Below are 18,510 nucleotides of genomic sequence, written 5' to 3'. Positions count from 1 at the left end.
TGGAAGACGGCCTGCGTTTCGCCATCCGCGAAGGCGGCCGCACCGTCGGCGCCGGCGTCGTGTCGAAAATCATCGAGTAAGACGCGTAAGCCGCGCCTGGTAGCGGCAGGCGATTTTCCAACGGAAAATCTGCCAAGCGCAACGCGGTGACGAAAAAGAAGGCCGCCCCAAGGGGGCGGCTTTTTTGGTTGAGAGCACCGGTTCCAAGGTGCGCCAAAACGGTGCTGCTTGTGTAAGATGGCCCTACAAGCAATATTTGAACTTCTATGGAAAATTATCTTTTTCTGTCTTTTATTCTTCTGGGCTCGGGCATTGCCATTGTCCCCGTCGCCGTCTGGCTTGGCCTAGGTTCCGTGCTGGGTTTCCTGATTGCGGGAATGCTCCTTGGCCCCGCCTTGTCAATTCTAAGTGTCGATGTCAGGAGCCTTGAGCAGTTTGCCGAGTTTGGCGTCGTCATGATGCTGTTCTTGATTGGTCTGGAGCTGGCGCCAAAAAAGCTTTGGGATTTGCGCAAAAGGCTTCTGGGGCTAGGTGGCTTGCAACTGGGTTGCACGTCGCTTGCAATCATGGGCTTGGCTATGGCGCTTGGTCAACCGTGGCAGGCGGCCCTGACCATTGGGTTGATTTTTTCATTGTCCTCTACGGCCATCGTGCTGCAATCACTGCATGAAAAGGGTCTGCTGATGGGCAGCGGAGGGCAGTCAAGTTTCTTGGTTCTGCTGATGCAGGATATTGCCGTGATCCCAATTCTGGCCTTGCTGCCGTTGTTGGCGGTGCCGGACCTTGCCGGGATGGGGGCTGGTTCGGTCAGCCACGGCCCCACGACAAGCACCGGGCTTTCACTGAATCTTGTTCAGGACTTGCCCGAGTGGCTGCGGGCGACTGTCACGCTTGGTTCGATCATACTGGTCATTGTTGGCGGGTCTTATCTGACCGGGCCTGTGTTCCGGTATGTCGAATCCGCCAATCTGCCCGAGCTTTTGACGGCAATGGCCCTAACCATTGTCGTCGGTGTCGCCGTTCTGATGATGGTCGTTGGTCTGACCCCTGCGCTGGGGGCCTTCATCGCCGGTGTCGTGTTGGCCAACAGCGAGTATAGGCATGCCCTGGAAAAGGAAATCACCCCATTCAAAGGGCTATTTCTGGGATTGTTCTTCGTAAGTGTCGGTGCCTCGGTAAACTTTGGCTTGATGTTGAAACATGTGGGTTTGGTTCTCTCGCTGACCCTTGGCGTGATGTTTATCAAAGCTGCGGTTTTGTTGGTAATTGGGCGGCTGTTTGGTGTCACCGGTGCGAATAACTGGCTGTTTGCTCTGGGGATGGCGCAGGCCGGAGAATTCGGGTTTGTGCTGTTATCCTTCTCGGTCGCAACACATGTGATGAGCTCTGATCTGGCGAACACTTTGATTATTGTCGTTGCCTTGTCGATGGTGCTGACGCCGCTGTTTTTTGTGTTTTACGACAAGGTTATTGCACCGCGGTATGCGCCAGCCCAGCCATCAGAGAACTAATGGCAACGAGATGGTCATGCCCGGCGACAACGTGTCGTTCGGCGTTGAACTGATCGCCCCCATTGCGATGGAAGACGGCCTGCGCTTCGCCATCCGCGAAGGCGGCCGCACCGTCGGCGCCGGCGTTGTGTCGAAAATCATCGAGTAAGGCGGCTCTGCCGACTGGTGGGCGGCAGCTGCTCTGAAAGAGCAATGAGAGCCCACACCGTTGAACTAAAGAAGGTCGTCCCACATCGGGGCGGCCTTTTCTGTGAAGTGTCATGTTACTTGCATTTCGTGTTTCGAATGCCGACTGTGCCTCGAAACAACTTAAAGAAGATTGCCGTTCATGGTTTTAAGAATTCTCTTTGCTTTTGCTTTGGTCTTACCAAGTGCTTCTGCGCTGCAAGCTGAAGAAGATTTTGTCGTTCAGTTGAATACTCGCACATTCTACGCAGGTGAAGACTATTGGGGGTGGGACACCGACACGAACTTTCTTCCGATCAACAGGCTCGATTGGTTGAACGAAATGCTGATGGGAATGCCAATTTTGGACCATACGGTAATCCATATTAAACAGCTTAATCAGGATTCGGATTTTCTTATGTCGCCGACTGGTCCCGGTGGATGGTATACTAATCCAGAGCCCGTGCCAGAGCACTTGAGGCTACCGGGATATACAGTGAATACGGGCGAGGGCAGCGGATTCAGGCTTTTGCATCTCACGCCAAACTCTTCGCCAATACAGTATTCATTGGGATGCACTGCGGAGCGAGGTTCGGAAACTTATGAGTATTGCGGGCTGTCAGCACGCTATCCGCTTGATCCTCGGGTCATTGTGCTGACCCGTATTTACAATCCCCCGTCGATGGACCAATTGGACGCGTTCTTCAAAGACGTCGCTGAGCTTACAGTCGGTATTGCGCTATGTTTGGATATTACAGATAAGAATGAAAAAAACGCACAACAATCAGTGCGTGAATACTTGACCGAGGAGGCTGAAATTCGCTGTGCGGACGGGTTAACGTCTTAAGCTTAAGCCGGGTTTCAGGCGCTGGATTGCGGTGTTGAACTCACGAGTGCGCAACATAAAGCCGTCTAGCCAACTTCCCCCTTGCCAAACCCCACCAACCCCTGTAGATCGCGCGAGTTCTCAATAAGAACATCAAGGCGGGGTGATTCCCGCCTTTTGGGTTCGATGAGGGTTGGCGATGCGCGCTTGTCCTCCTCTCAACCTCAACGCCTGATAAAAGGCTGTTAATATGCAAAGCCAAAACATCCGTATTCGGCTGAAGGCATTTGACTATCGCGTTCTGGATGCCAGCACGCAAGAGATCGTCAACACTGCCAAGCGGACCGGCGCGAACGTGCGCGGCCCGATCCCGCTGCCGAACAAGATTGAGAAGTTCACGGTTCTCCGTGGCCCTCACGTTGACAAGAAATCCCGCGACCAGTTCGAGATCCGTACGCACAAGCGTCTCTTGGACATCGTTGATCCGACCCCCCAGACCGTTGACGCGCTGATGAAGCTCGACCTCGCTGCTGGTGTGGACGTCGAGATCAAGCTGCAGTCGTAAGATCGGAGGGTATTATTCATGCGCTCTGGTATTATCGCAAAAAAAGTTGGCATGACCCGCCTGTTCATGGAAGACGGCAAGCAGATCCCTGTGACCGTTCTTCACCTGGACAACCTGCAGGTTGTTGCACAGCGGACCGCTGACAAAGACGGCTACACCGCCGTTCAGCTGGGCGCCGGTGCTGCCAAGGCAAAACGCACCTCGAAGGCCATGCGCGGTCACTACGCCGCTGCCAAGGTCGAGCCCAAGCGTAAGCTGGCCGAGTTCCGCGTCTCTGAAGATGGCCTGATCGATGTGGGCGCCGAGATTTCGGCAGAACACTTCCTGGAAGGTCAGAAAGTTGACGTTTCGGGTACCTCGATCGGTAAAGGCTTTGCCGGTGCAATGAAGCGTCACAACTTCGGTGGTCTGCGCGCCTCGCATGGTGTTTCGATCAGCCACCGTTCGCACGGTTCGACCGGTCAGTGTCAGGACCCGGGCAAGGTGTTCAAAGGCAAGAAGATGGCCGGTCACATGGGTGCTGCCCGTGTTACCACCCAGAACCTGGAAGTCGTCAAAACCGACGCCGACCGTGGTCTGGTCTTCATCAAAGGCGCCGTTCCCGGACCGAAATCGGGTTGGGTCACTGTCAAGGACGCCGTCAAGAAGAAAGCACCGGAAGGCCTGCCTTTCCCGGCTGCTGTGAAATCGGCTGCAACCGAAGCACCTGCGGAAGAAGCACCCGCGGAAGGTGGTGAAGCATGAAACTTGATGTAATCAAACTGGACGGTGGCAAAGCCGGCGACATCGAGCTGAACGCCGATCTGTTCGGCCTCGAGCCGCGCGCGGACATCCTGCACCGTGTGGTCCGTTGGCAGCGCAACAACGCGCAGGCCGGCACCCACAAGGTCAAGACCCGTCGCGAGACCAGCTACTCGACCAAGAAGATCTACCGCCAGAAGGGCACCGGTGGCGCACGCCACGGTGACCGTAACGCGCCGATCTTCCGTGGTGGTGGTATCTACAAAGGCCCCGTGGTGCGTTCGCATGGTCATGACCTGCCGAAGAAGTTCCGCAAGCTTGGCCTGCGCCACGCTCTGTCGGCCAAAGCCAAGGCAGGTGAACTGGTCGTTATCGAGAACGCCGAAGCCGAAGGCAAGACCGCCGCTCTGGCCAAGCAGGTTGCAAACCTGGGCTGGAAACGCGCTCTGGTCATCGACGGCGCGACCGTGAACGAAGGGTTCCTGAAAGCGTCCAAGAACATCGAAGGTCTGGATATCCTGCCGTCGATGGGCGCAAACGTCTATGACATCCTCAAGCGTGACACTCTGGTGCTCACCAAAGCGGCTGTCGAAGCACTGGAGGCTCGTCTGAAATGAGCGCGAAGGCAGAACACTACGACGTGATCCGCAAGCCGGTCATCACCGAAAAGTCGACCATGGCGTCCGAAAATGGCGCGGTTGTCTTTGAAGTGGCGATCGACAGCAACAAGCCGCAGATCAAAGAGGCCGTTGAGGCGCTGTTTGGTGTGAAGGTCAAAGCGGTGAACACCACCGTGACCAAAGGCAAGGTCAAGCGGTTCCGCGGCCAGCTGGGCCGTCGGAAAGACGTCAAAAAAGCATATGTGACCCTGGAAGAGGGTAACACCATCGATGTGAGCACCGGTCTTTGATCCGGTCCGTCTTTGGAGCAAGATAAAGGCCCCCGCGAAAGCGGGGGTTTTTGTTATTCAAAGGTCAAAGTAAACCAGCCGCACGTTAAGGTGCCCGAAACTGATGCGCAAAGAAGCGATTGCAGTTGAGTTTGAGGTCTGACAGATTTCGACCCAGTGCCGTTAAACAGCCTTGCGAAAGAAAAATACACTAATGATCCCCAAACCATCTCAGCAGGCTCGGTCGGACGGCCGCCGCGATTTTTGGAACCAGTTCTACGAGAATTCTGCCGAGTCGTGGGAGTTGTCGCTGCCATCACAGTTCGCCGCGTTTGTGGCCAATGAAATTGATCGGAAGGCGCATGTTGTTGACATCGGGTGCGGTAACGCCCGTGACAGTTTTTTCTTTTCGCGACACGGGTTCCTTGTGACCGGATTGGATGCATCAGAAGCCGCCGTTGCGTCAGCCAGAAAACACACAAAGACGCAGGGCGGGGACGGTCTTGAATTTGCCAGAACAAACCTCAAAGACGGGATGGTTCAACAGGTGCTGTCCAATCGGCGCGCGAAGGCGGTCTGTGTCTATGCGCGCTTCTTTTTGCACGCGATCACTGATGACGAAGAAGATGCCTTGATAGATGCCCTGCACGAGGGGTGCCAGCCGGGTGACATTGTTGCGTTCGAATACCGGACATTGGCGGACCGCGACACAACAAAAGTAGCACCGCCGCATTTCCGGCGCTATCTGTGCGCGGCGGAGCTGGACGAAAAAATGAAGCAGTTTCAGTTCGCCAAACGATACGGTGTCGAAGGGGTCGGGTTCGCAAAATACAAGACAGAGGATGCGATCGTCGCCCGGGCAATCTATGAAAAAGACCTATGACCGAAACAGAAATCATCAAAAAGCTGGCGTCGCTTCGTGCTGTTGTGTTTGAACATGCAACGGCCCAGACCGCCCTGCCGCGTCCACGCAAAACCCGTCTGGCTGTGCAGGCATTGCAAGATCCTGTTCGGGACTTGAACAACCCGGCATTGTTTGACGATTGGGAAGAAATCGATCTTCTGCTTTGTTGCCACCGGCGATCAAGGGCCGCGCGAACGCATGGCAGGCTCAAGCGGATGGAAAGGCGCTATGCGCGCAAGGGGCAGGAAGCGCGGTTTTCGGCGTTTTTCGAATGTGTCAAACAGGCTCTTCACCCCGATTTCATCACGCCGCATGGCTATAACAGAACCTTCGGGGAAATGAATGCCGGCGATATTTTCCAGAAACTCGATGCTGAGTTGGCACCCGTCATCCAACTCGGCAAACCGATATTCCTGTATGCCGGTGCGTTGTTGGGCTACGTGCGCGATGGTCGGTTGATCGACCATGACGATGACGTGGATTTTGCGGTGCACATGGGTGAGTCTACGCTTGAAGAAATACCCGAGAAATGGGCCATGTACCAAAAAGCCCTGTTGGAAAGCGGCTGTCTGGATGCCACACCATCAACCCGAAGCTCTCCGATATTCAAGGTGAAAAATGGCCTGGGGATCGATATAGACCTGTTTCCGGCCTGGGCTGAAAACGGACGCTTCAGCGTCTATCCTTACTCTTTCAACGGCGTACCCAAGAGTTCGATCTTTCCGCTCAGGGCATTGAATGACGGGCAGATTATGCTGCCTCAGGACCCATCGGCCCTGCTGGCCCAGAGTTATGGGGAAAACTGGCGCACACCGGACCCGCTTTTTCACTTTGACTGGTCGGACGCACGCCGCACGTTCGCGCCCTTGGTCCAACATGATTTCAGTATCAAGTGACTGTGCCCGCCAAGAGAATGTGTCGTACCCTATAGACACCCACCCCCAACCCTGTTACACGCTCCCAATCTTGCGGCCTCGGATTCGTTCCGGGGCCTCTGATATTTGTAACCGGGGACCTTCGGGGCCCTTCACCTCGGGCACCTACGGGGGCCTATCACATAGCAGGGAAACCCCCTGCACTTGCTAAACGGAAGACAGAAAGCATGGCACTCAAGTCGTACAAGCCGACGACGCCGGGCCAGCGCGGGCTGGTGCTGATCGACCGTTCGGAGCTTTGGAAAGGACGTCCGGTCAAGTCTCTCACTGAGGGTTTGACCAAATCGGGCGGCCGGAACAACACCGGACGGATCACTTCACGCCGCCGCGGCGGTGGCGCAAAGCGTCTCTACCGGATCGTTGACTTCAAACGGAACAAATTTGATGTCGCGGCAACCGTCGAGCGGATCGAATATGACCCGAACCGGACCGCATTCATCGCACTGGTAAAATACGAAGACGGCGAGCAGGCATATATCCTGGCTCCGCAGCGTCTGGCTGTTGGTGACAAAGTCATCGCGTCGGCAAAAGCTGACATCAAGCCGGGCAACGCAATGCCGTTCTCGGGCATGCCCATTGGTACTATCGTCCACAACATCGAGATGAAGCCTGGTAAAGGCGGTCAGATTGCACGTGCGGCCGGTACTTACGCTCAGTTCGTTGGCCGCGATGGCGGCTACGCTCAGATCCGTCTGAGCTCGGGCGAGCTGCGCATGGTCCGTCAGGAATGCATGGCCACCGTTGGTGCCGTGTCCAACCCCGACAACTCGAACCAAAACCTCGGTAAAGCCGGTCGTATGCGCCACAAAGGCGTTCGTCCGTCGGTTCGTGGTGTTGCAATGAACCCGATCGATCACCCGCACGGTGGTGGTGAAGGTCGTACCTCGGGTGGCCGTACGCCGGTTACTCCGTGGGGTAAGGACACCAAGGGTAAGCGTACCCGCAACAAGAACAAAGCGTCCCAGAAGCTGATCATCCGCTCGCGGCACGCCAAGAAGAAGGGACGTTAATCTATGTCTCGCTCTGTTTGGAAGGGTCCTTTCGTCGATGCTTACGTGCTGAAAAAAGCCGAAGCAGCGCGCGAGTCGGGCCGCAACGAAGTCATCAAAATCTGGTCGCGTCGTTCCACCATTCTGCCCCAGTTCGTGGGTCTGACCTTTGGTGTGTACAACGGCCAGAAGCACATTCCCGTCAACGTCTCGGAAGACATGATCGGTCAGAAGTTCGGTGAATACTCGCCGACCCGTACCTATTATGGCCACGCCGCAGACAAAAAAGCGAAGCGGAAGTAAGTCATGGGCAAGGAAAAGAACCCCCGCCGCGTGGCTGAAAACGAAGCAATGGCGAAAACCCGCATGCTTCGCACCAGCCCGCAGAAACTGAACCTGGTTGCGCAAATGATCCGCGGCAAGAAAGTCGAGAAGGCTCTGACTGACCTGACTTTCAGCAACAAGCGTGTCGCGCAGGACGTCAAGAAGTGCCTGCAGTCCGCAATCGCGAATGCCGAAAACAACCACAACCTGGACGTTGACGAGCTGATCGTCGCCGAAGCATGGGTTGGCAAGAACCTGGTCATGAAGCGCGGTCGTCCGCGTGCCCGTGGCCGTTTCGGCAAGATCATGAAGCCGTTCTCGGAGATCACCATCAAGGTGCGTCAAGTTGAGGAGCAAGCCTAATGGGTCATAAAGTAAATCCGATCGGCATGCGCCTGCAGGTCAACCGCACCTGGGACAGCCGCTGGTACGCCGACACCAAGGACTACGGTGATCTTCTGCTGGAAGACCTCAAGATCCGTGAGTTCATCAACAAAGAGTGCAAGCAGGCCGGTGTTGCCCGTGTGATCATCGAACGTCCGCACAAGAAGTGCCGCGTTACGATCCACACCGCACGTCCCGGTGTCATCATCGGCAAGAAAGGTGCAGACATCGAAGTTCTGCGCAAAAAGCTTGCGCGGATGACCGACAGCGAACTGCACCTGAACATCGTCGAAGTGCGCAAGCCCGAGCTTGACGCGCAGCTGGTTGCCGAGTCCATCGCTCAGCAGCTGGAGCGCCGCGTCTCGTTCCGCCGCGCGATGAAGCGGTCGGTTCAGAACGCCATGCGCATGGGCGCCCTGGGTATCCGGGTGAACGTCGCTGGTCGTCTGGGCGGCGCCGAAATCGCACGGACCGAGTGGTACCGCGAAGGCCGCGTGCCTCTGCACACCCTGCGTGCCGACATCGATTACGCACATGCCGAAGCGATGACCCCCTACGGGATCATCGGGATCAAGGTCTGGATCTTCAAAGGTGAGATCATGGAGCACGATCCGCAGGCACGTGACCGTAAAGCACAGGAACTCCAGGACGGCCCTGCACCTCGTGGTGCTGGTGGCGGTCGTCGCTAAGGAGGGAAAGATATGCTTCAACCAAAGCGTACTAAATTCCGCAAGATGCACAAAGGCCGGATCAAGGGCGAAGCCAAGGGCGGCTCTGATCTGAACTTTGGCACCTACGGCCTGAAAGCTCTTGAGCCTGAGCGTGTAACCGCACGCCAGATCGAAGCTGCACGTCGTGCCATGACGCGTCACATGAAGCGTCAGGGTCGTGTCTGGATCCGCATCTTCCCCGACACTCCGGTCACTGCAAAGCCGATCGAAGTTCGTATGGGTAAAGGTAAAGGTTCGGTCGACCGCTGGGCATGCAAGGTCAAGCCTGGCCGCGTGATGTTCGAGATCGACGGCGTCAATGACGACATCGCCCGCGAGGCCCTGCGCCTGGCTGCGATGAAGCTGCCGATCAAGACCCGCGTCGTGGTTCGCGAAGACTGGTAAGCGATTGGGGGTGACCCCGATCGTGACAAAATTGGCCCCCGCCGGGACACCGGCGGGGGCTTTCATTTGGCTCGACCCATTTTTGACTTTGTTGGGCGGGTTGGGAAAACGTCGACCATTGTGCAAAGCCACCATAGACTGACCTCCAAGTAACGGAGGGTACCATGGTTCAGTTGCGCAAAAAGATGGTCATCAAGGAAGTCATAACCACGGATCAATTGGGCCAACCCTGTGACCCGATCAGTCGTGTTGCGATCATGGCAGTCGTTCGGAATCCTCTTGCAGGAGCGTTTTCAGAGGATTTGTCCGAGTTGTTCGAGATCGGTGGTTCTCTGGGCGCGGAACTTGCCGCTGAGGGGGTGGCACAGCTGGACGGTGCGCCGGTTTCTTATGGCAAAGCCGCGATCGTCGGCGTGAACGGCGACCTTGAGCAGGGCGGGGCGCTTATCCATCCAAAGCTTGGTGCTCCTATGCGAGAAGCGGCTGGCGGGGGCGAGGCTGTGATCCCATCGAATGCCAAATTGGGGGCGCCGGGCTGTGCGATTGACTTGCCGCTTGGGCACAAGGACAACCCGTGGTCTTTCGACCATTTCGACACAATGACGCTGAGCATTCCCGATGCACCGAAACCAGATGAGATCGTGCTGTGCCTCGCCTATGCTGACGGTGGTCGACCGATACCGCGCTGTGGCAAAGGGCCTATCAAGACGTAAGCCGCCAACATTGGCTGGTCATGTCGAAAGGGCTGGGTTATGCCCGGCCCATGGCACAGATTGAATCACTCTTCGTAACCCGACTTTATCGCGCAGCTTTGTCCGAGTTCGATCCCAAGATCGACGCGGAAGAGTTGGAAAGCTCCTGTCTTGTCATCGCCGAGGATGACGAAGCCGGGCAGGAATGGTGCGAGGAAAACGGCTATCCCGGCTACACCAGCTATGCCTCGCTGACCGATCTGCCCTGGCGCTTTCCGATCTTCGCCGATCTGGTCAAGGTGCTCGACCAGCACGTGGCGGCCTTTGCCAAAGATCTGGAGTTCGATCTGGGTGAGGGTGAATTGAAACTGGAGGACCTATGGATCAACATCCTGCCCGAGGGCGGCATGCACTCCAGCCACCTGCACCCGCACAGCGTGATCTCGGGTACGACGTATGTGGCGATGCCTGAAGGGGCGAGCGCGCTGAAACTGGAAGACCCCCGCTCGGGCCGTATGATGGCGGCCCCAACGCGTATCAAGGGCGGGCGGCGCGATTTGCAGCCCTTTATCTATATGAAGCCTCAGGTCGGCGACGTGCTGCTGTGGGAAAGCTGGCTACGCCACGAGGTGCCGATGAACATGGCCGAGGAAGAGCGGATATCGGTCAGTTTCAACTATCGGTGGGACTGAACGCTCCCACCGAATACTGGCATCTTCAATGCCGGCGAACACCGTTGGCACACCGCCCAGAATGAACGAAAGCCCTGTCAGGTGGCAGGTGAAGGCCAAGCAAATTCTGGACGGAACGCTTCATATACCGGTCGTCCGTCATCAGGCTTGGGGTACCCTTTGCTTTCATCGTAAAACGCGTGGTAGGTCGCTGCCGGAAACTGGCTGCCATCATACCCCATCACGTTGGGTACAGCCACGCGTATGCGTTTTTGCTTGTCATCCAGCATCAGCGCGGCCCCACACTCTGAACATGTGCAAAGCTCTAAAGGGCCATCGGGATTGTTGGCGTTGAATGGTTGACGGTTCATCTTATCTTCGGGGTCTGCTGACAGGTCTGAGTAGTTAAAGAACGCAACATGGGTTGTGTGCTGTCCGGTCACGGACTTACAGACATCACAGTGGCATTCATGGTTGTCTATCGGTTCTGCCGTCGCGACTATCTTGACGTGTTCACATCCTCCTGAATAAGGGCTGGTCATTTTCTTACCTCCTCTGTGAGCTTCAGGCTTTTGGGCCTGCTCTATTGGGCGCCGAACGCGGCCCGTTGGCAATACAGACCTTGGCCTGAGTTTGGATGAGGAATACTTCGCGGAATTTTTGTGATTGGCCACCCGTTCAGCGACCGGGAGCATCTAATTCCCTTGCCATCAAGAAGACGTCAAACTTTCCCTTGCCCCCCACTCCCTAAACCCTTATACGGCGGCATCCTGCAAGTCCCCCGGCTGAGTCGGGGGATTCGCATGTCTATCATTCATCCACCAGGTCAAAGGTGACCCGTGTACGGGGCCTTCTGGTGTTTTGAGCAAAGGAAAAAGGCGATGAACGCCCAAGAACTGCGTGACAAGACCCCGGACCAGCTCCGTGAGGAACTGGCCAACCTGAAGAAAGAAAGCTTTAACCTGCGCTTTCAACAGGCAACCGGTCAGCTGGAAAACACTGCCGGCATCAAAGCGGCCCGCCGCAATGCTGCCCGCGTCAAAACCATTCTGAACGAAAAGGCCGCTGCTGCGGCATCCGAGGAGTAATCAGATGCCCAAGCGTATCCTGTCGGGAATCGTAACCAGCGACGCCAACGAGCAGACCGTGACTGTTTCGGTTGAACGCCGTTTCAAGCACCCGCTGCTGCACAAAACCGTTCGTAAGTCCAAGAAATACCGGGCTCATGACGAAAAGAACGCCTTCAAAGTCGGTGACACCGTACGCATCATCGAATGCGCGCCGAAATCGAAGACGAAACGTTGGGAAGTTCTGGAAGCGTAAGCTTCCAGGATTTTTCCATTTGTCGAAACCCTGGGGGATCTAACGAGACCAGCCCCCACAGGTCGGGAGAAACCACATGATCCAGATGCAGACCAATCTGGATGTCGCTGACAACTCCGGCGCACGCCGAGTTCAGTGCATCAAGGTCCTGGGTGGTTCCAAGCGTAAATACGCCTCCGTCGGCGACATCATTGTCGTCTCGGTGAAGGAAGCCATCCCACGCGGCCGCGTAAAGAAAGGTGACGTCCGTAAGGCCGTCGTCGTACGCACCGCGAAAGAAGTCCGTCGCGAAGACGGTACCGCGATCCGTTTCGATCGCAATGCCGCCGTCATTCTGAACAACAACAACGAGCCCGTAGGTACCCGTATCTTTGGCCCCGTTGTTCGCGAACTGCGCGGCAAGAACTTCATGAAAATCATCTCGCTGGCTCCGGAGGTGCTGTAATCATGGCTGCTAAACTCCGCAAAGGCGACAAGGTCGTCGTGCTGGCCGGCAAGGACAAGGGCAAAGAGGGAACGATTACCTCGGTTGACCCGAAAGCCGGTAAAGCCGTTGTCGACGGCATCAACATCGCCATCCGCCACACCCGCCAGACCCAGAACAGCCAAGGCGGCCGTTTGCCCCAGGCAAACCCGATCGAGCTGTCGAACCTGGCTCTGCTGGACAAGAACGGCAAAGCAACCCGCGTTGGCTTCCGCATGGAAGGTGACAAGAAGGTGCGTTTCGCCAAGACCACAGGGGACGTGATCGATGCTTGATAACGCAACCTATACCCCGCGTCTGAAAGCTCAGTACGCTGAAACCATCCGTGCCGCTCTGAAAGAAGAGTTCGGCTACAAGAACGACATGCAGCTGCCCAAGCTGGAAAAAATCGTTCTGAACATCGGTTGTGGTGCTGAGGCCGTCAAAGATTCCAAGAAAGCCAAAGCGGCTGTCGAAGATCTGACTGCTATTGCCGGTCAACAGGCCGTTGCAACCAAGGCGAAGAAGTCGATCGCGGGATTCCGCGTCCGTGAAGACATGCCGCTGGGCGCGAAAGTGACCCTGCGCGGTGACCGGATGTACGAATTCCTGGATCGTCTGATCACCATCGCGATGCCGCGTGTTCGTGACTTCCGCGGTGTTAAGCCGTCTTTCGATGGTCAGGGCAACTTTGCCATGGGCATGAAAGAGCACATCGTGTTTCCGGAAATCGACTTCGACAAGGTCGACGAGGTCTGGGGCATGGACATCGTAATTGCCACCACAGCGAAAACCGACGCTGAAGCAAAGGCACTGTTGAAAGCTTTCAACATGCCGTTCAACGCGTAAGCGCCGGGAGGATTGAGACATGGCTAAAAAAGCAATGATCGAACGCGAGAAGAAGCGCGAACGCCTGGTGGCCAAATATGCCGCAAAGCGTGCCGAGCTGAAAGAAATCGCGAATGACGAGAGCAAGCCGATGGAAGAGCGCTTCAAGGCGCGTCTGAAACTGGCGAAACTGCCGCGCAACAGCTCGGCTACCCGTCTGCACAACCGCTGTCAGCTGACCGGTCGTCCTCACGCTTACTACCGTAAGCTGAAGGTCAGCCGTATCGCGCTGCGCGAGCTGGGTTCTGCTGGTCAGATCCCCGGCATGGTGAAATCGAGCTGGTAAGGGAGACATAGATATGAATGATCCTATCGGCGATATGCTCACCCGTATCCGCAACGCGCAAATGCGCGGCAAGTCCACTGTTTCCACTCCGGCTTCCAAGCTGCGCGGTTGGGTTCTGGACGTGCTGGCGGACGAAGGTTACATCCGTGGCTACGAAGCGACGACTGGTGAAAACGGTCATCCGGCCATCGAAATCAGCCTGAAATATTACGAAGGCACTCCTGTTATTCGCGAACTGAAGCGGGTCTCGAAACCCGGTCGTCGCGTGTACATGGGCGTCAATGACATCCCGCAGGTCCGTCAGGGTCTGGGTGTGTCGATTGTCAGCACTCCGAAAGGTGTGATGTCGGACGCAAACGCTCGCTCCAACAATGTTGGCGGCGAAGTGCTCTGCACCGTCTTCTAAGGAGGTCTGTCAATGTCTCGTATTGGTAAAAAACCGGTCGAGCTGCCCAGCGGCGTTTCCGCCTCTGTGTCGGGTCAGACCATCGAAGTCAAAGGTCCGAAAGGCACCCGCAGCTTCACCGCAACCGATGACGTAACTCTGTCGGTCGAAGACAACGTGGTCAAAATTGATCCGCGTGGTACGTCCAAGCGTGCACGTCAGCAGTGGGGCATGAGCCGCACCATGGTTGCCAACCTGGTGACCGGTGTGACCGAAGGCTTCAAGAAAGAGCTGGAGATCCAGGGTGTGGGTTACCGCGCTCAGATGCAGGGCAACACCCTGAAGCTGAACCTGGGCTACAGCCACGATGTTGATTTCACTGCTCCGGAAGGTGTCACCATCACCGCACCGAAGCAGACCGAGATCGTTGTGGAAGGTATCGACCAGCAGCAGGTGGGCGAAGTCGCGGCCAAAATCCGCGAATGGCGCCGTCCCGAGCCGTACAAAGGCAAGGGCATCCGCTACAAGGGCGAGTTCATCTTCCGCAAGGAAGGCAAGAAGAAGTAAGGACGCAAACCATGGCAAACAGCAAAAGAACCCTGTTTCTGAAGCGCCGCCTGCGCGTTCGGAACAAACTTCGCAAAGTCAACGCGGGCCGTGTACGCCTGTCGGTTCACCGTTCGAACAAGAACATCAGCGTTCAGCTGATCGACGACGTTCGTGGCGTGACCCTGGCCTCGGCCTCGACCCTGGAAAAAGATCTGGGTGTTGTTGGCAAGAACAACGTCGAAGCGGCCACCAAAGTGGGCGCGGCCATCGCCGAGCGTGCCAAGAAGGCAGGCGTCGAAGAGGCCTATTTCGATCGTGGTGGCTTCCTGTTCCACGGCAAGGTGAAGGCTCTGGCCGACGCTGCGCGTGAAGGTGGTCTGAAGATCTAAGACCTGCGGGCGGATTTCGATCCGCCCCGATGATCCGGGGGCCTCGACGCCAGTCGGGGCTCACTTGGATTGAACAAATCGGCGCCGCAAGCGCCTCTAGAGAAAAGGGATGCCAAGATGGCAGAACGTGAAAACCGTCGGGGCCGTGGCCGCGACCGTGAAGAAGCACCGGAATTTGCAGATCGTCTGGTCGCAATCAACCGCGTGTCGAAAACCGTAAAAGGTGGTAAGCGCTTTGGCTTCGCCGCTCTGGTGGTTGTCGGCGATCAGAAAGGCCGCGTGGGCTTTGGCAAAGGTAAAGCGAAAGAAGTACCTGAAGCCATCCGTAAGGCGACTGAGCAAGCCAAGCGTCAGATGATCCGCGTGCAACTGCGCGAAGGTCGGACCCTGCACCACGACATCGAAGGCCGTCACGGCGCCGGTAAAGTGGTTATGCGCACCGCGCCTGAAGGTACCGGTATCATCGCCGGTGGTCCGATGCGTGCCGTGTTCGAAATGCTGGGCGTCAAGGACGTTGTGTCCAAGTCGCTGGGCTCGCAGAACCCGTACAACATGATCCGCGCCACCATCAACGGCCTGCAGAAAGAGCAGAGCCCGCGTTCGGTTGCACAGCGTCGTGGCAAAAAGGTTGCTGACATCCTGCCCAAGCGGGACGAAGCGCCAGCTGCTGCTGAAGCAGAAGCATAAGGAGAGCGAGCAATGGCAAAAACCATCGTCGTCAAGCAGGTCGGTTCCCCGATCCGCCGCCCCGCCGAACAGCGCGCAACCCTGATCGGTCTGGGCCTGAACAAGATGCACAAAACCCGTGAGCTGGAGGACACTCCTTCGGTCCGCGGCATGATCAACAAGATCCCGCATCTGGTAGAGATCGTCGAAGAGCGCGGCTAAGCGCACTTCCATCGAACAAAGAAACGCCTCCGATCCGTTCGGGGGCGTTTTTTGTTGCCATTTGAACAGGCAGGGGTAACTTCAATCGTGTTTTTTTGAATGGATGATGAGTATGAAACTGTTTCTTGCTGCGCTTTGCGTCACTGCAATTGGTGCGACCGCTTACGCCGAATGCCCGGCCAAATCGCCGAATTTTTCGAAAAGCTACTATTCCAATGGCGACCAGAAAGTGAATGCGACCTGGCTGAAAAAGAACCTTTCAGGGCGCAAGGTTGTATATCCCGGGAAAGAATTTGAGACCTACTCTGCCAACGGATCCTACTCCTACACGGCCAACGGGAAAGCATGGAAGGCGAATTCCTACATGTTCTACGACAACGGGGTACGGTGCATCGGCTATGACAAGCCCCGGTTTGATCTGTATGTCGTGAACAACGGCAAACTGGTTCTGGTGAACCAGCAAAAGCAACGTTACGTGGGTGAAATCCGGAAGTAGGTTTTCCAAAGCCGGGCAGTGTCAGCTTGTTCGGTCCTGCAGATCCGACCCATGCATTGTTTGCAATGCGGCTAGACCGAAACTTCGGTTGTTAGCGGTATCCGGTGCGCCTATCTGAACGCTGTCCCAAACAGGAACAGAACAGAAATCATCGGGGAATACGCCCCGATCAGTAAAGGAACTCAGATATGGCTTACACAGCAACAACCTCTCATGGTGGCATCAACCTCTTCGCACGCGTCGCAGAGTTCGCCGCAAAGGTAAAAGCAGCATACACTCTGCGCGCCGAGTACAACCGGACCTATTCGGAATTGCAGGGTTTGACCGACCGCGAACTGAACGACATCGGCGTGCGTCGTTGCGATATAAAGGATATCGCGCATGATCACGTCTACTGCGCATAAATTTCAAAAGCACACCACTTACCGAGGGGCGCCGTTTGGCGCCTCTTTTGGTTTCAGGGTCCATCCCGCCACAGGCTGGAAATTTTTGGATGGCAAGCATTGCGACGGCGCCCCTATTGGGCCACATGCGGATTGGGCGGCCGTTTGAAGCCGGTGGAGTTTTGGAAAGACATATTTATGGCGCGCGAATACCAGATCGGAATGCTGTGGGTCGATGGACCGTTGAGCTTTCTTGAGCAGTTGTGCATCAAATCCTATCTGGATGCCGGGCAACATGTGCGTCTGTATACCTATGGGACCGTGGCAGGTATTCCGGAAGGCGTGGAACAGCGGGATGCACGTGAAGTTTTGCCCGATTCCGAGTTCGTGACACATGGCAGAACCGGAAGCCCTGCACCGCATTCGGACAAGTTCCGGTATCGCATGCTGGCGCAAGAGAGTGACCTGATCTGGGCGGATACGGACGCCTATTGCCTCAGGCCATTCACAACGGAAAACGGCCACTACTACGGCTATCTCGAAGGCGATGTGGCCATCGGCGTGCTTGCCCTGCCGCAGGACAGCGAAACGCTGGCCAAGCTGATCGAATTCACCAACGACCCGTACCTTATTCCGCCCTGGCTGCCGCCTCGTCATCGCATACCGCTGGAAGAGGCGCAGCAGAATGGCGAGCCCGTGAACGTGCCTGAAACGCTTTGGGGTGTCTGGGGGCCGAGTGCATTCAAATGGGCGTTGAAGCTAACGGGTGAGATCAGATACGCACTGCCCGAGCATGTGTTCTACCCGCTCAATTACACGCGCCGCCGGGCCCTGGCCCGACCGGGGGCCCAAATAGACCATTTCTTCAAGGACGATACGGTTTCCATCCACCTGTATGGTCGGCGGATGCGGGCGATCATGCGGGACAAGTATGACGGCAAACCCGATCCTGAAAGTTTGGTCGGAAGGCTTGTAGAGAAACATGGCATCGATCCGCTTGCAGCGCCAATTATCAAACAGGGTGAGGATGAAGCCGAGGCACCGCAGGCCGACTGATCTGGCAGCGAACCACGGGCTTGCCAAGCGGGGGTTAGGGGCCTATACGCCTCCGGTGGGTTTCCGCCCATGAGAATCAAAACCAAGAAATGCCGTGTTTGGCCCATCACGCTTCGGGGGTCACATCCGGCTTAGGAGAAGCGAAATGAAACTGAACGAACTGCGCGACAATCCCGGCGCCAACCCGAAACGCACCCGCGTTGGCCGTGGCCCCGGTTCTGGCAAAGGTAAAATGGGTGGCCGTGGTATCAAAGGCCAGAAATCCCGTTCGGGTGTGGCCATCAATGGCTACGAAGGCGGCCAGATGCCGCTGTACCAGCGTCTGCCCAAGCGTGGCTTCAACAAGCCGAACCGCAAGGAATTCGCCGTTATCAACCTGGGCCTGATCCAGAAATTCGTCGAGGCCGGCAAGCTGGACGCCAAAGCCGCGATCACCGAGGACGCTCTGGTTGCGTCGGGTCTGGTGCGTCGCAAGCTGGACGGTATCCGCGTTCTGGCTAAAGGCGAAATCAGCGCCAAAGTGAACCTGGAAGTAACCGGTGCTTCGAAAGCTGCTGTTGAGGCAGTCGAAAAAGCGGGCGGTTCACTGACGGTCACAAAAGCCGCTGCGGCAGAGTAAGCGCTTGTGAGCGGGCGCAGACCCGCTTACATAGACCTCAGAGTTTTCCAAGACGCCGTCCGAGCCGGAAAACG

General features: G+C 56.6%; 32 protein-coding genes and 1 pseudogene. 32 read left to right on the top strand and 1 reads right to left on the bottom strand.

Features of this window, described 5'->3' with window-relative positions:
• From ACR0IK_RS19280 to ACR0IK_RS19200, 17 genes and pseudogenes are all read left to right on the top strand, one after another.
• Positions 1 to 80: EF-Tu C-terminal domain-related protein (locus ACR0IK_RS19280; RefSeq protein ID WP_371832347.1), on the top strand; the 80-nt coding region annotated here is incomplete at its 5' end.
• 186 nt (positions 81 to 266) lie between these two features.
• The gene (locus tag ACR0IK_RS19275) at positions 267 to 1,511 is read left to right on the top strand and encodes a cation:proton antiporter domain-containing protein (RefSeq protein ID WP_480642800.1); all 1,245 of its coding nucleotides are present in this window, start codon (positions 267 to 269) and stop codon (positions 1,509 to 1,511) included.
• A 1-nt stretch (position 1,512) separates the two neighbouring features.
• Positions 1,513 to 1,659: pseudogene (locus ACR0IK_RS19270) on the top strand (EF-Tu C-terminal domain-related protein); the annotation flags it as partial.
• Between the two features lie 180 nt (positions 1,660 to 1,839).
• Positions 1,840 to 2,523 carry a hypothetical protein gene (locus ACR0IK_RS19265; protein ID WP_170403715.1) on the top strand — a complete coding sequence of 228 codons (684 nt, stop codon included), beginning with the start codon at positions 1,840 to 1,842 and terminating at the stop codon, positions 2,521 to 2,523.
• A gap of 229 nt (positions 2,524 to 2,752) precedes the next feature.
• Positions 2,753 to 3,067, top strand: coding sequence for a 30S ribosomal protein S10 (gene rpsJ / locus ACR0IK_RS19260; protein WP_008756422.1), 315 nt, complete (start codon positions 2,753 to 2,755; stop codon positions 3,065 to 3,067).
• A gap of 18 nt (positions 3,068 to 3,085) precedes the next feature.
• Positions 3,086 to 3,811, top strand: coding sequence for a 50S ribosomal protein L3 (gene rplC / locus ACR0IK_RS19255; RefSeq protein WP_170334115.1), 726 nt, complete (start codon positions 3,086 to 3,088; stop codon positions 3,809 to 3,811).
• Positions 3,808 to 4,425, top strand: coding sequence for a 50S ribosomal protein L4 (gene rplD / locus ACR0IK_RS19250; protein WP_298853836.1), 618 nt, complete (start codon positions 3,808 to 3,810; stop codon positions 4,423 to 4,425). Before rplC ends, rplD begins: the two co-directional genes overlap by 4 nt.
• Entirely contained in the window at positions 4,422 to 4,718 is a 297-nt protein-coding gene (locus ACR0IK_RS19245; protein ID WP_010437040.1) for a 50S ribosomal protein L23, read from the top strand. The genes rplD and ACR0IK_RS19245 overlap by 4 nt, the downstream gene beginning before the upstream one ends.
• A 193-nt stretch (positions 4,719 to 4,911) precedes the next feature.
• On the top strand, positions 4,912 to 5,580 hold the full coding sequence (locus ACR0IK_RS19240; RefSeq protein ID WP_480642797.1) for a class I SAM-dependent methyltransferase: 669 nt from the start codon (positions 4,912 to 4,914) through the stop codon (positions 5,578 to 5,580).
• On the top strand, positions 5,577 to 6,497 hold the full coding sequence (locus tag ACR0IK_RS19235; RefSeq protein WP_480642796.1) for a hypothetical protein: 921 nt from the start codon (positions 5,577 to 5,579) through the stop codon (positions 6,495 to 6,497). Before ACR0IK_RS19240 ends, ACR0IK_RS19235 begins: the two co-directional genes overlap by 4 nt.
• Positions 6,498 to 6,703: 206 nt before the next feature.
• The gene (rplB, locus tag ACR0IK_RS19230) at positions 6,704 to 7,546 is read left to right on the top strand and encodes a 50S ribosomal protein L2 (RefSeq protein ID WP_170356688.1); all 843 of its coding nucleotides are present in this window, start codon (positions 6,704 to 6,706) and stop codon (positions 7,544 to 7,546) included.
• Between the two features lie 3 nt (positions 7,547 to 7,549).
• Complete coding sequence (rpsS, locus tag ACR0IK_RS19225; RefSeq protein ID WP_005980699.1) at positions 7,550 to 7,828, top strand: 30S ribosomal protein S19; 279 nt, start codon at positions 7,550 to 7,552, stop codon at positions 7,826 to 7,828.
• 3 nt (positions 7,829 to 7,831) lie between these two features.
• Positions 7,832 to 8,212 (top strand): 50S ribosomal protein L22, encoded by a 381-nt coding sequence (gene rplV, locus ACR0IK_RS19220; RefSeq protein ID WP_039538267.1) that lies wholly within the window; start codon positions 7,832 to 7,834, stop codon positions 8,210 to 8,212.
• Complete coding sequence (rpsC, locus tag ACR0IK_RS19215) at positions 8,212 to 8,922, top strand: 30S ribosomal protein S3 (RefSeq protein ID WP_008758042.1); 711 nt, start codon at positions 8,212 to 8,214, stop codon at positions 8,920 to 8,922. Before rplV ends, rpsC begins: the two co-directional genes overlap by 1 nt.
• Before the next feature lie 12 nt (positions 8,923 to 8,934).
• On the top strand, positions 8,935 to 9,348 hold the full coding sequence (rplP, locus tag ACR0IK_RS19210; RefSeq protein WP_085823145.1) for a 50S ribosomal protein L16: 414 nt from the start codon (positions 8,935 to 8,937) through the stop codon (positions 9,346 to 9,348).
• Between the two features lie 164 nt (positions 9,349 to 9,512).
• A complete protein-coding gene (locus ACR0IK_RS19205; protein ID WP_480595910.1) occupies positions 9,513 to 10,061 on the top strand; it encodes an amino acid synthesis family protein in 549 nt (182 codons plus the stop codon).
• Between the two features lie 50 nt (positions 10,062 to 10,111).
• Positions 10,112 to 10,732, top strand: coding sequence for a 2OG-Fe(II) oxygenase family protein (locus ACR0IK_RS19200; RefSeq protein ID WP_480595912.1), 621 nt, complete (start codon positions 10,112 to 10,114; stop codon positions 10,730 to 10,732).
• Positions 10,733 to 10,809: 77 nt separating this feature from the next.
• Here ACR0IK_RS19200 and ACR0IK_RS19195 read toward each other — a convergent pair whose 3' ends face one another.
• Entirely contained in the window at positions 10,810 to 11,253 is a 444-nt protein-coding gene (locus ACR0IK_RS19195) for a GFA family protein (RefSeq protein WP_480642794.1), read from the bottom strand.
• A gap of 339 nt (positions 11,254 to 11,592) precedes the next feature.
• Here ACR0IK_RS19195 and rpmC point away from each other — a divergent pair, with 339 nt between their 5' ends.
• The 15 genes from rpmC (at position 11,593) to rplO (ending at position 18,436) form a co-directional block, all read left to right on the top strand.
• Entirely contained in the window at positions 11,593 to 11,799 is a 207-nt protein-coding gene (gene rpmC / locus ACR0IK_RS19190) for a 50S ribosomal protein L29 (protein ID WP_010437082.1), read from the top strand.
• A gap of 4 nt (positions 11,800 to 11,803) precedes the next feature.
• Positions 11,804 to 12,034, top strand: a complete 231-nt coding sequence (gene rpsQ, locus ACR0IK_RS19185; RefSeq protein WP_039538279.1) for a 30S ribosomal protein S17 — start codon at positions 11,804 to 11,806, stop codon at positions 12,032 to 12,034.
• A gap of 76 nt (positions 12,035 to 12,110) precedes the next feature.
• A complete protein-coding gene (rplN, locus tag ACR0IK_RS19180) occupies positions 12,111 to 12,479 on the top strand; it encodes a 50S ribosomal protein L14 (protein ID WP_008757934.1) in 369 nt (122 codons plus the stop codon).
• Positions 12,480 to 12,481: 2 nt separating this feature from the next.
• The gene (gene rplX, locus ACR0IK_RS19175) at positions 12,482 to 12,793 is read left to right on the top strand and encodes a 50S ribosomal protein L24 (RefSeq protein WP_170440482.1); all 312 of its coding nucleotides are present in this window, start codon (positions 12,482 to 12,484) and stop codon (positions 12,791 to 12,793) included.
• Positions 12,786 to 13,346 carry a 50S ribosomal protein L5 gene (rplE, locus tag ACR0IK_RS19170; RefSeq protein WP_170334098.1) on the top strand — a complete coding sequence of 187 codons (561 nt, stop codon included), beginning with the start codon at positions 12,786 to 12,788 and terminating at the stop codon, positions 13,344 to 13,346. Before rplX ends, rplE begins: the two co-directional genes overlap by 8 nt.
• A gap of 19 nt (positions 13,347 to 13,365) precedes the next feature.
• Positions 13,366 to 13,671, top strand: a complete 306-nt coding sequence (gene rpsN, locus ACR0IK_RS19165) for a 30S ribosomal protein S14 (RefSeq protein ID WP_010437098.1) — start codon at positions 13,366 to 13,368, stop codon at positions 13,669 to 13,671.
• A gap of 13 nt (positions 13,672 to 13,684) precedes the next feature.
• A complete protein-coding gene (gene rpsH, locus ACR0IK_RS19160; RefSeq protein WP_010437099.1) occupies positions 13,685 to 14,077 on the top strand; it encodes a 30S ribosomal protein S8 in 393 nt (130 codons plus the stop codon).
• Positions 14,078 to 14,089: 12 nt separating this feature from the next.
• Entirely contained in the window at positions 14,090 to 14,623 is a 534-nt protein-coding gene (gene rplF, locus ACR0IK_RS19155) for a 50S ribosomal protein L6 (RefSeq protein ID WP_170328770.1), read from the top strand.
• An 11-nt stretch (positions 14,624 to 14,634) separates the two neighbouring features.
• Positions 14,635 to 14,994, top strand: a complete 360-nt coding sequence (gene rplR, locus ACR0IK_RS19150) for a 50S ribosomal protein L18 (protein ID WP_170663171.1) — start codon at positions 14,635 to 14,637, stop codon at positions 14,992 to 14,994.
• A 117-nt stretch (positions 14,995 to 15,111) separates the two neighbouring features.
• Positions 15,112 to 15,681: a 30S ribosomal protein S5 gene (gene rpsE, locus ACR0IK_RS19145; protein ID WP_170419378.1), complete on the top strand. Its 570-nt coding sequence runs from the start codon at positions 15,112 to 15,114 to the stop codon at positions 15,679 to 15,681.
• Positions 15,682 to 15,693: 12 nt separating this feature from the next.
• A complete protein-coding gene (gene rpmD, locus ACR0IK_RS19140) occupies positions 15,694 to 15,882 on the top strand; it encodes a 50S ribosomal protein L30 (protein WP_058283504.1) in 189 nt (62 codons plus the stop codon).
• Between the two features lie 112 nt (positions 15,883 to 15,994).
• On the top strand, positions 15,995 to 16,378 hold the full coding sequence (locus ACR0IK_RS19135) for a hypothetical protein (RefSeq protein WP_480642792.1): 384 nt from the start codon (positions 15,995 to 15,997) through the stop codon (positions 16,376 to 16,378).
• Between the two features lie 188 nt (positions 16,379 to 16,566).
• Entirely contained in the window at positions 16,567 to 16,782 is a 216-nt protein-coding gene (locus ACR0IK_RS19130; protein WP_480642790.1) for a DUF1127 domain-containing protein, read from the top strand.
• Positions 16,783 to 16,959: 177 nt separating this feature from the next.
• Positions 16,960 to 17,817, top strand: a complete 858-nt coding sequence (locus ACR0IK_RS19125; RefSeq protein ID WP_480642789.1) for a hypothetical protein — start codon at positions 16,960 to 16,962, stop codon at positions 17,815 to 17,817.
• 145 nt (positions 17,818 to 17,962) lie between these two features.
• Positions 17,963 to 18,436, top strand: a complete 474-nt coding sequence (gene rplO / locus ACR0IK_RS19120) for a 50S ribosomal protein L15 (protein WP_170403684.1) — start codon at positions 17,963 to 17,965, stop codon at positions 18,434 to 18,436.
• Positions 18,437 to 18,510 lie beyond the last annotated feature (74 nt).

It is taken from the genome of Ruegeria sp. BF7, from assembly GCF_056538605.1.
Note: the sequence above shows the minus strand (reverse complement) of the source record. Positions and strands in the feature narration are given on the sequence as shown.

Excerpts from the sequence above, each read along its gene's own strand:
- ACR0IK_RS19275 (WP_480642800.1), top strand. The coding sequence starts at position 267 with ATGGAAAATTATCTTTTTCTGTCTTTTATTCTTCTGGGCTCGGGCATT.
- ACR0IK_RS19265 (WP_170403715.1), top strand. The coding sequence starts at position 1,840 with ATGGTTTTAAGAATTCTCTTTGCTTTTGCTTTGGTCTTACCAAGTGCT.
- rpsJ (WP_008756422.1), top strand. The coding sequence starts at position 2,753 with ATGCAAAGCCAAAACATCCGTATTCGGCTGAAGGCATTTGACTATCGC.
- rplC (WP_170334115.1), top strand. The coding sequence starts at position 3,086 with ATGCGCTCTGGTATTATCGCAAAAAAAGTTGGCATGACCCGCCTGTTC.
- rplD (WP_298853836.1), top strand. The coding sequence starts at position 3,808 with ATGAAACTTGATGTAATCAAACTGGACGGTGGCAAAGCCGGCGACATC.
- ACR0IK_RS19245 (WP_010437040.1), top strand. The coding sequence starts at position 4,422 with ATGAGCGCGAAGGCAGAACACTACGACGTGATCCGCAAGCCGGTCATC.
- ACR0IK_RS19240 (WP_480642797.1), top strand. The coding sequence starts at position 4,912 with ATGATCCCCAAACCATCTCAGCAGGCTCGGTCGGACGGCCGCCGCGAT.
- ACR0IK_RS19235 (WP_480642796.1), top strand. The coding sequence starts at position 5,577 with ATGACCGAAACAGAAATCATCAAAAAGCTGGCGTCGCTTCGTGCTGTT.
- rplB (WP_170356688.1), top strand. The coding sequence starts at position 6,704 with ATGGCACTCAAGTCGTACAAGCCGACGACGCCGGGCCAGCGCGGGCTG.
- rpsS (WP_005980699.1), top strand. The coding sequence starts at position 7,550 with ATGTCTCGCTCTGTTTGGAAGGGTCCTTTCGTCGATGCTTACGTGCTG.
- rplV (WP_039538267.1), top strand. The coding sequence starts at position 7,832 with ATGGGCAAGGAAAAGAACCCCCGCCGCGTGGCTGAAAACGAAGCAATG.
- rpsC (WP_008758042.1), top strand. The coding sequence starts at position 8,212 with ATGGGTCATAAAGTAAATCCGATCGGCATGCGCCTGCAGGTCAACCGC.
- rplP (WP_085823145.1), top strand. The coding sequence starts at position 8,935 with ATGCTTCAACCAAAGCGTACTAAATTCCGCAAGATGCACAAAGGCCGG.
- ACR0IK_RS19205 (WP_480595910.1), top strand. The coding sequence starts at position 9,513 with ATGGTTCAGTTGCGCAAAAAGATGGTCATCAAGGAAGTCATAACCACG.
- ACR0IK_RS19200 (WP_480595912.1), top strand. The coding sequence starts at position 10,112 with ATGGCACAGATTGAATCACTCTTCGTAACCCGACTTTATCGCGCAGCT.
- ACR0IK_RS19195 (WP_480642794.1), bottom strand. The coding sequence starts at position 11,253 with ATGACCAGCCCTTATTCAGGAGGATGTGAACACGTCAAGATAGTCGCG.
- rpmC (WP_010437082.1), top strand. The coding sequence starts at position 11,593 with ATGAACGCCCAAGAACTGCGTGACAAGACCCCGGACCAGCTCCGTGAG.
- rpsQ (WP_039538279.1), top strand. The coding sequence starts at position 11,804 with ATGCCCAAGCGTATCCTGTCGGGAATCGTAACCAGCGACGCCAACGAG.
- rplN (WP_008757934.1), top strand. The coding sequence starts at position 12,111 with ATGATCCAGATGCAGACCAATCTGGATGTCGCTGACAACTCCGGCGCA.
- rplX (WP_170440482.1), top strand. The coding sequence starts at position 12,482 with ATGGCTGCTAAACTCCGCAAAGGCGACAAGGTCGTCGTGCTGGCCGGC.
- rplE (WP_170334098.1), top strand. The coding sequence starts at position 12,786 with ATGCTTGATAACGCAACCTATACCCCGCGTCTGAAAGCTCAGTACGCT.
- rpsN (WP_010437098.1), top strand. The coding sequence starts at position 13,366 with ATGGCTAAAAAAGCAATGATCGAACGCGAGAAGAAGCGCGAACGCCTG.
- rpsH (WP_010437099.1), top strand. The coding sequence starts at position 13,685 with ATGAATGATCCTATCGGCGATATGCTCACCCGTATCCGCAACGCGCAA.
- rplF (WP_170328770.1), top strand. The coding sequence starts at position 14,090 with ATGTCTCGTATTGGTAAAAAACCGGTCGAGCTGCCCAGCGGCGTTTCC.
- rplR (WP_170663171.1), top strand. The coding sequence starts at position 14,635 with ATGGCAAACAGCAAAAGAACCCTGTTTCTGAAGCGCCGCCTGCGCGTT.
- rpsE (WP_170419378.1), top strand. The coding sequence starts at position 15,112 with ATGGCAGAACGTGAAAACCGTCGGGGCCGTGGCCGCGACCGTGAAGAA.
- rpmD (WP_058283504.1), top strand. The coding sequence starts at position 15,694 with ATGGCAAAAACCATCGTCGTCAAGCAGGTCGGTTCCCCGATCCGCCGC.
- ACR0IK_RS19135 (WP_480642792.1), top strand. The coding sequence starts at position 15,995 with ATGAAACTGTTTCTTGCTGCGCTTTGCGTCACTGCAATTGGTGCGACC.
- ACR0IK_RS19130 (WP_480642790.1), top strand. The coding sequence starts at position 16,567 with ATGGCTTACACAGCAACAACCTCTCATGGTGGCATCAACCTCTTCGCA.
- ACR0IK_RS19125 (WP_480642789.1), top strand. The coding sequence starts at position 16,960 with ATGGCGCGCGAATACCAGATCGGAATGCTGTGGGTCGATGGACCGTTG.
- rplO (WP_170403684.1), top strand. The coding sequence starts at position 17,963 with ATGAAACTGAACGAACTGCGCGACAATCCCGGCGCCAACCCGAAACGC.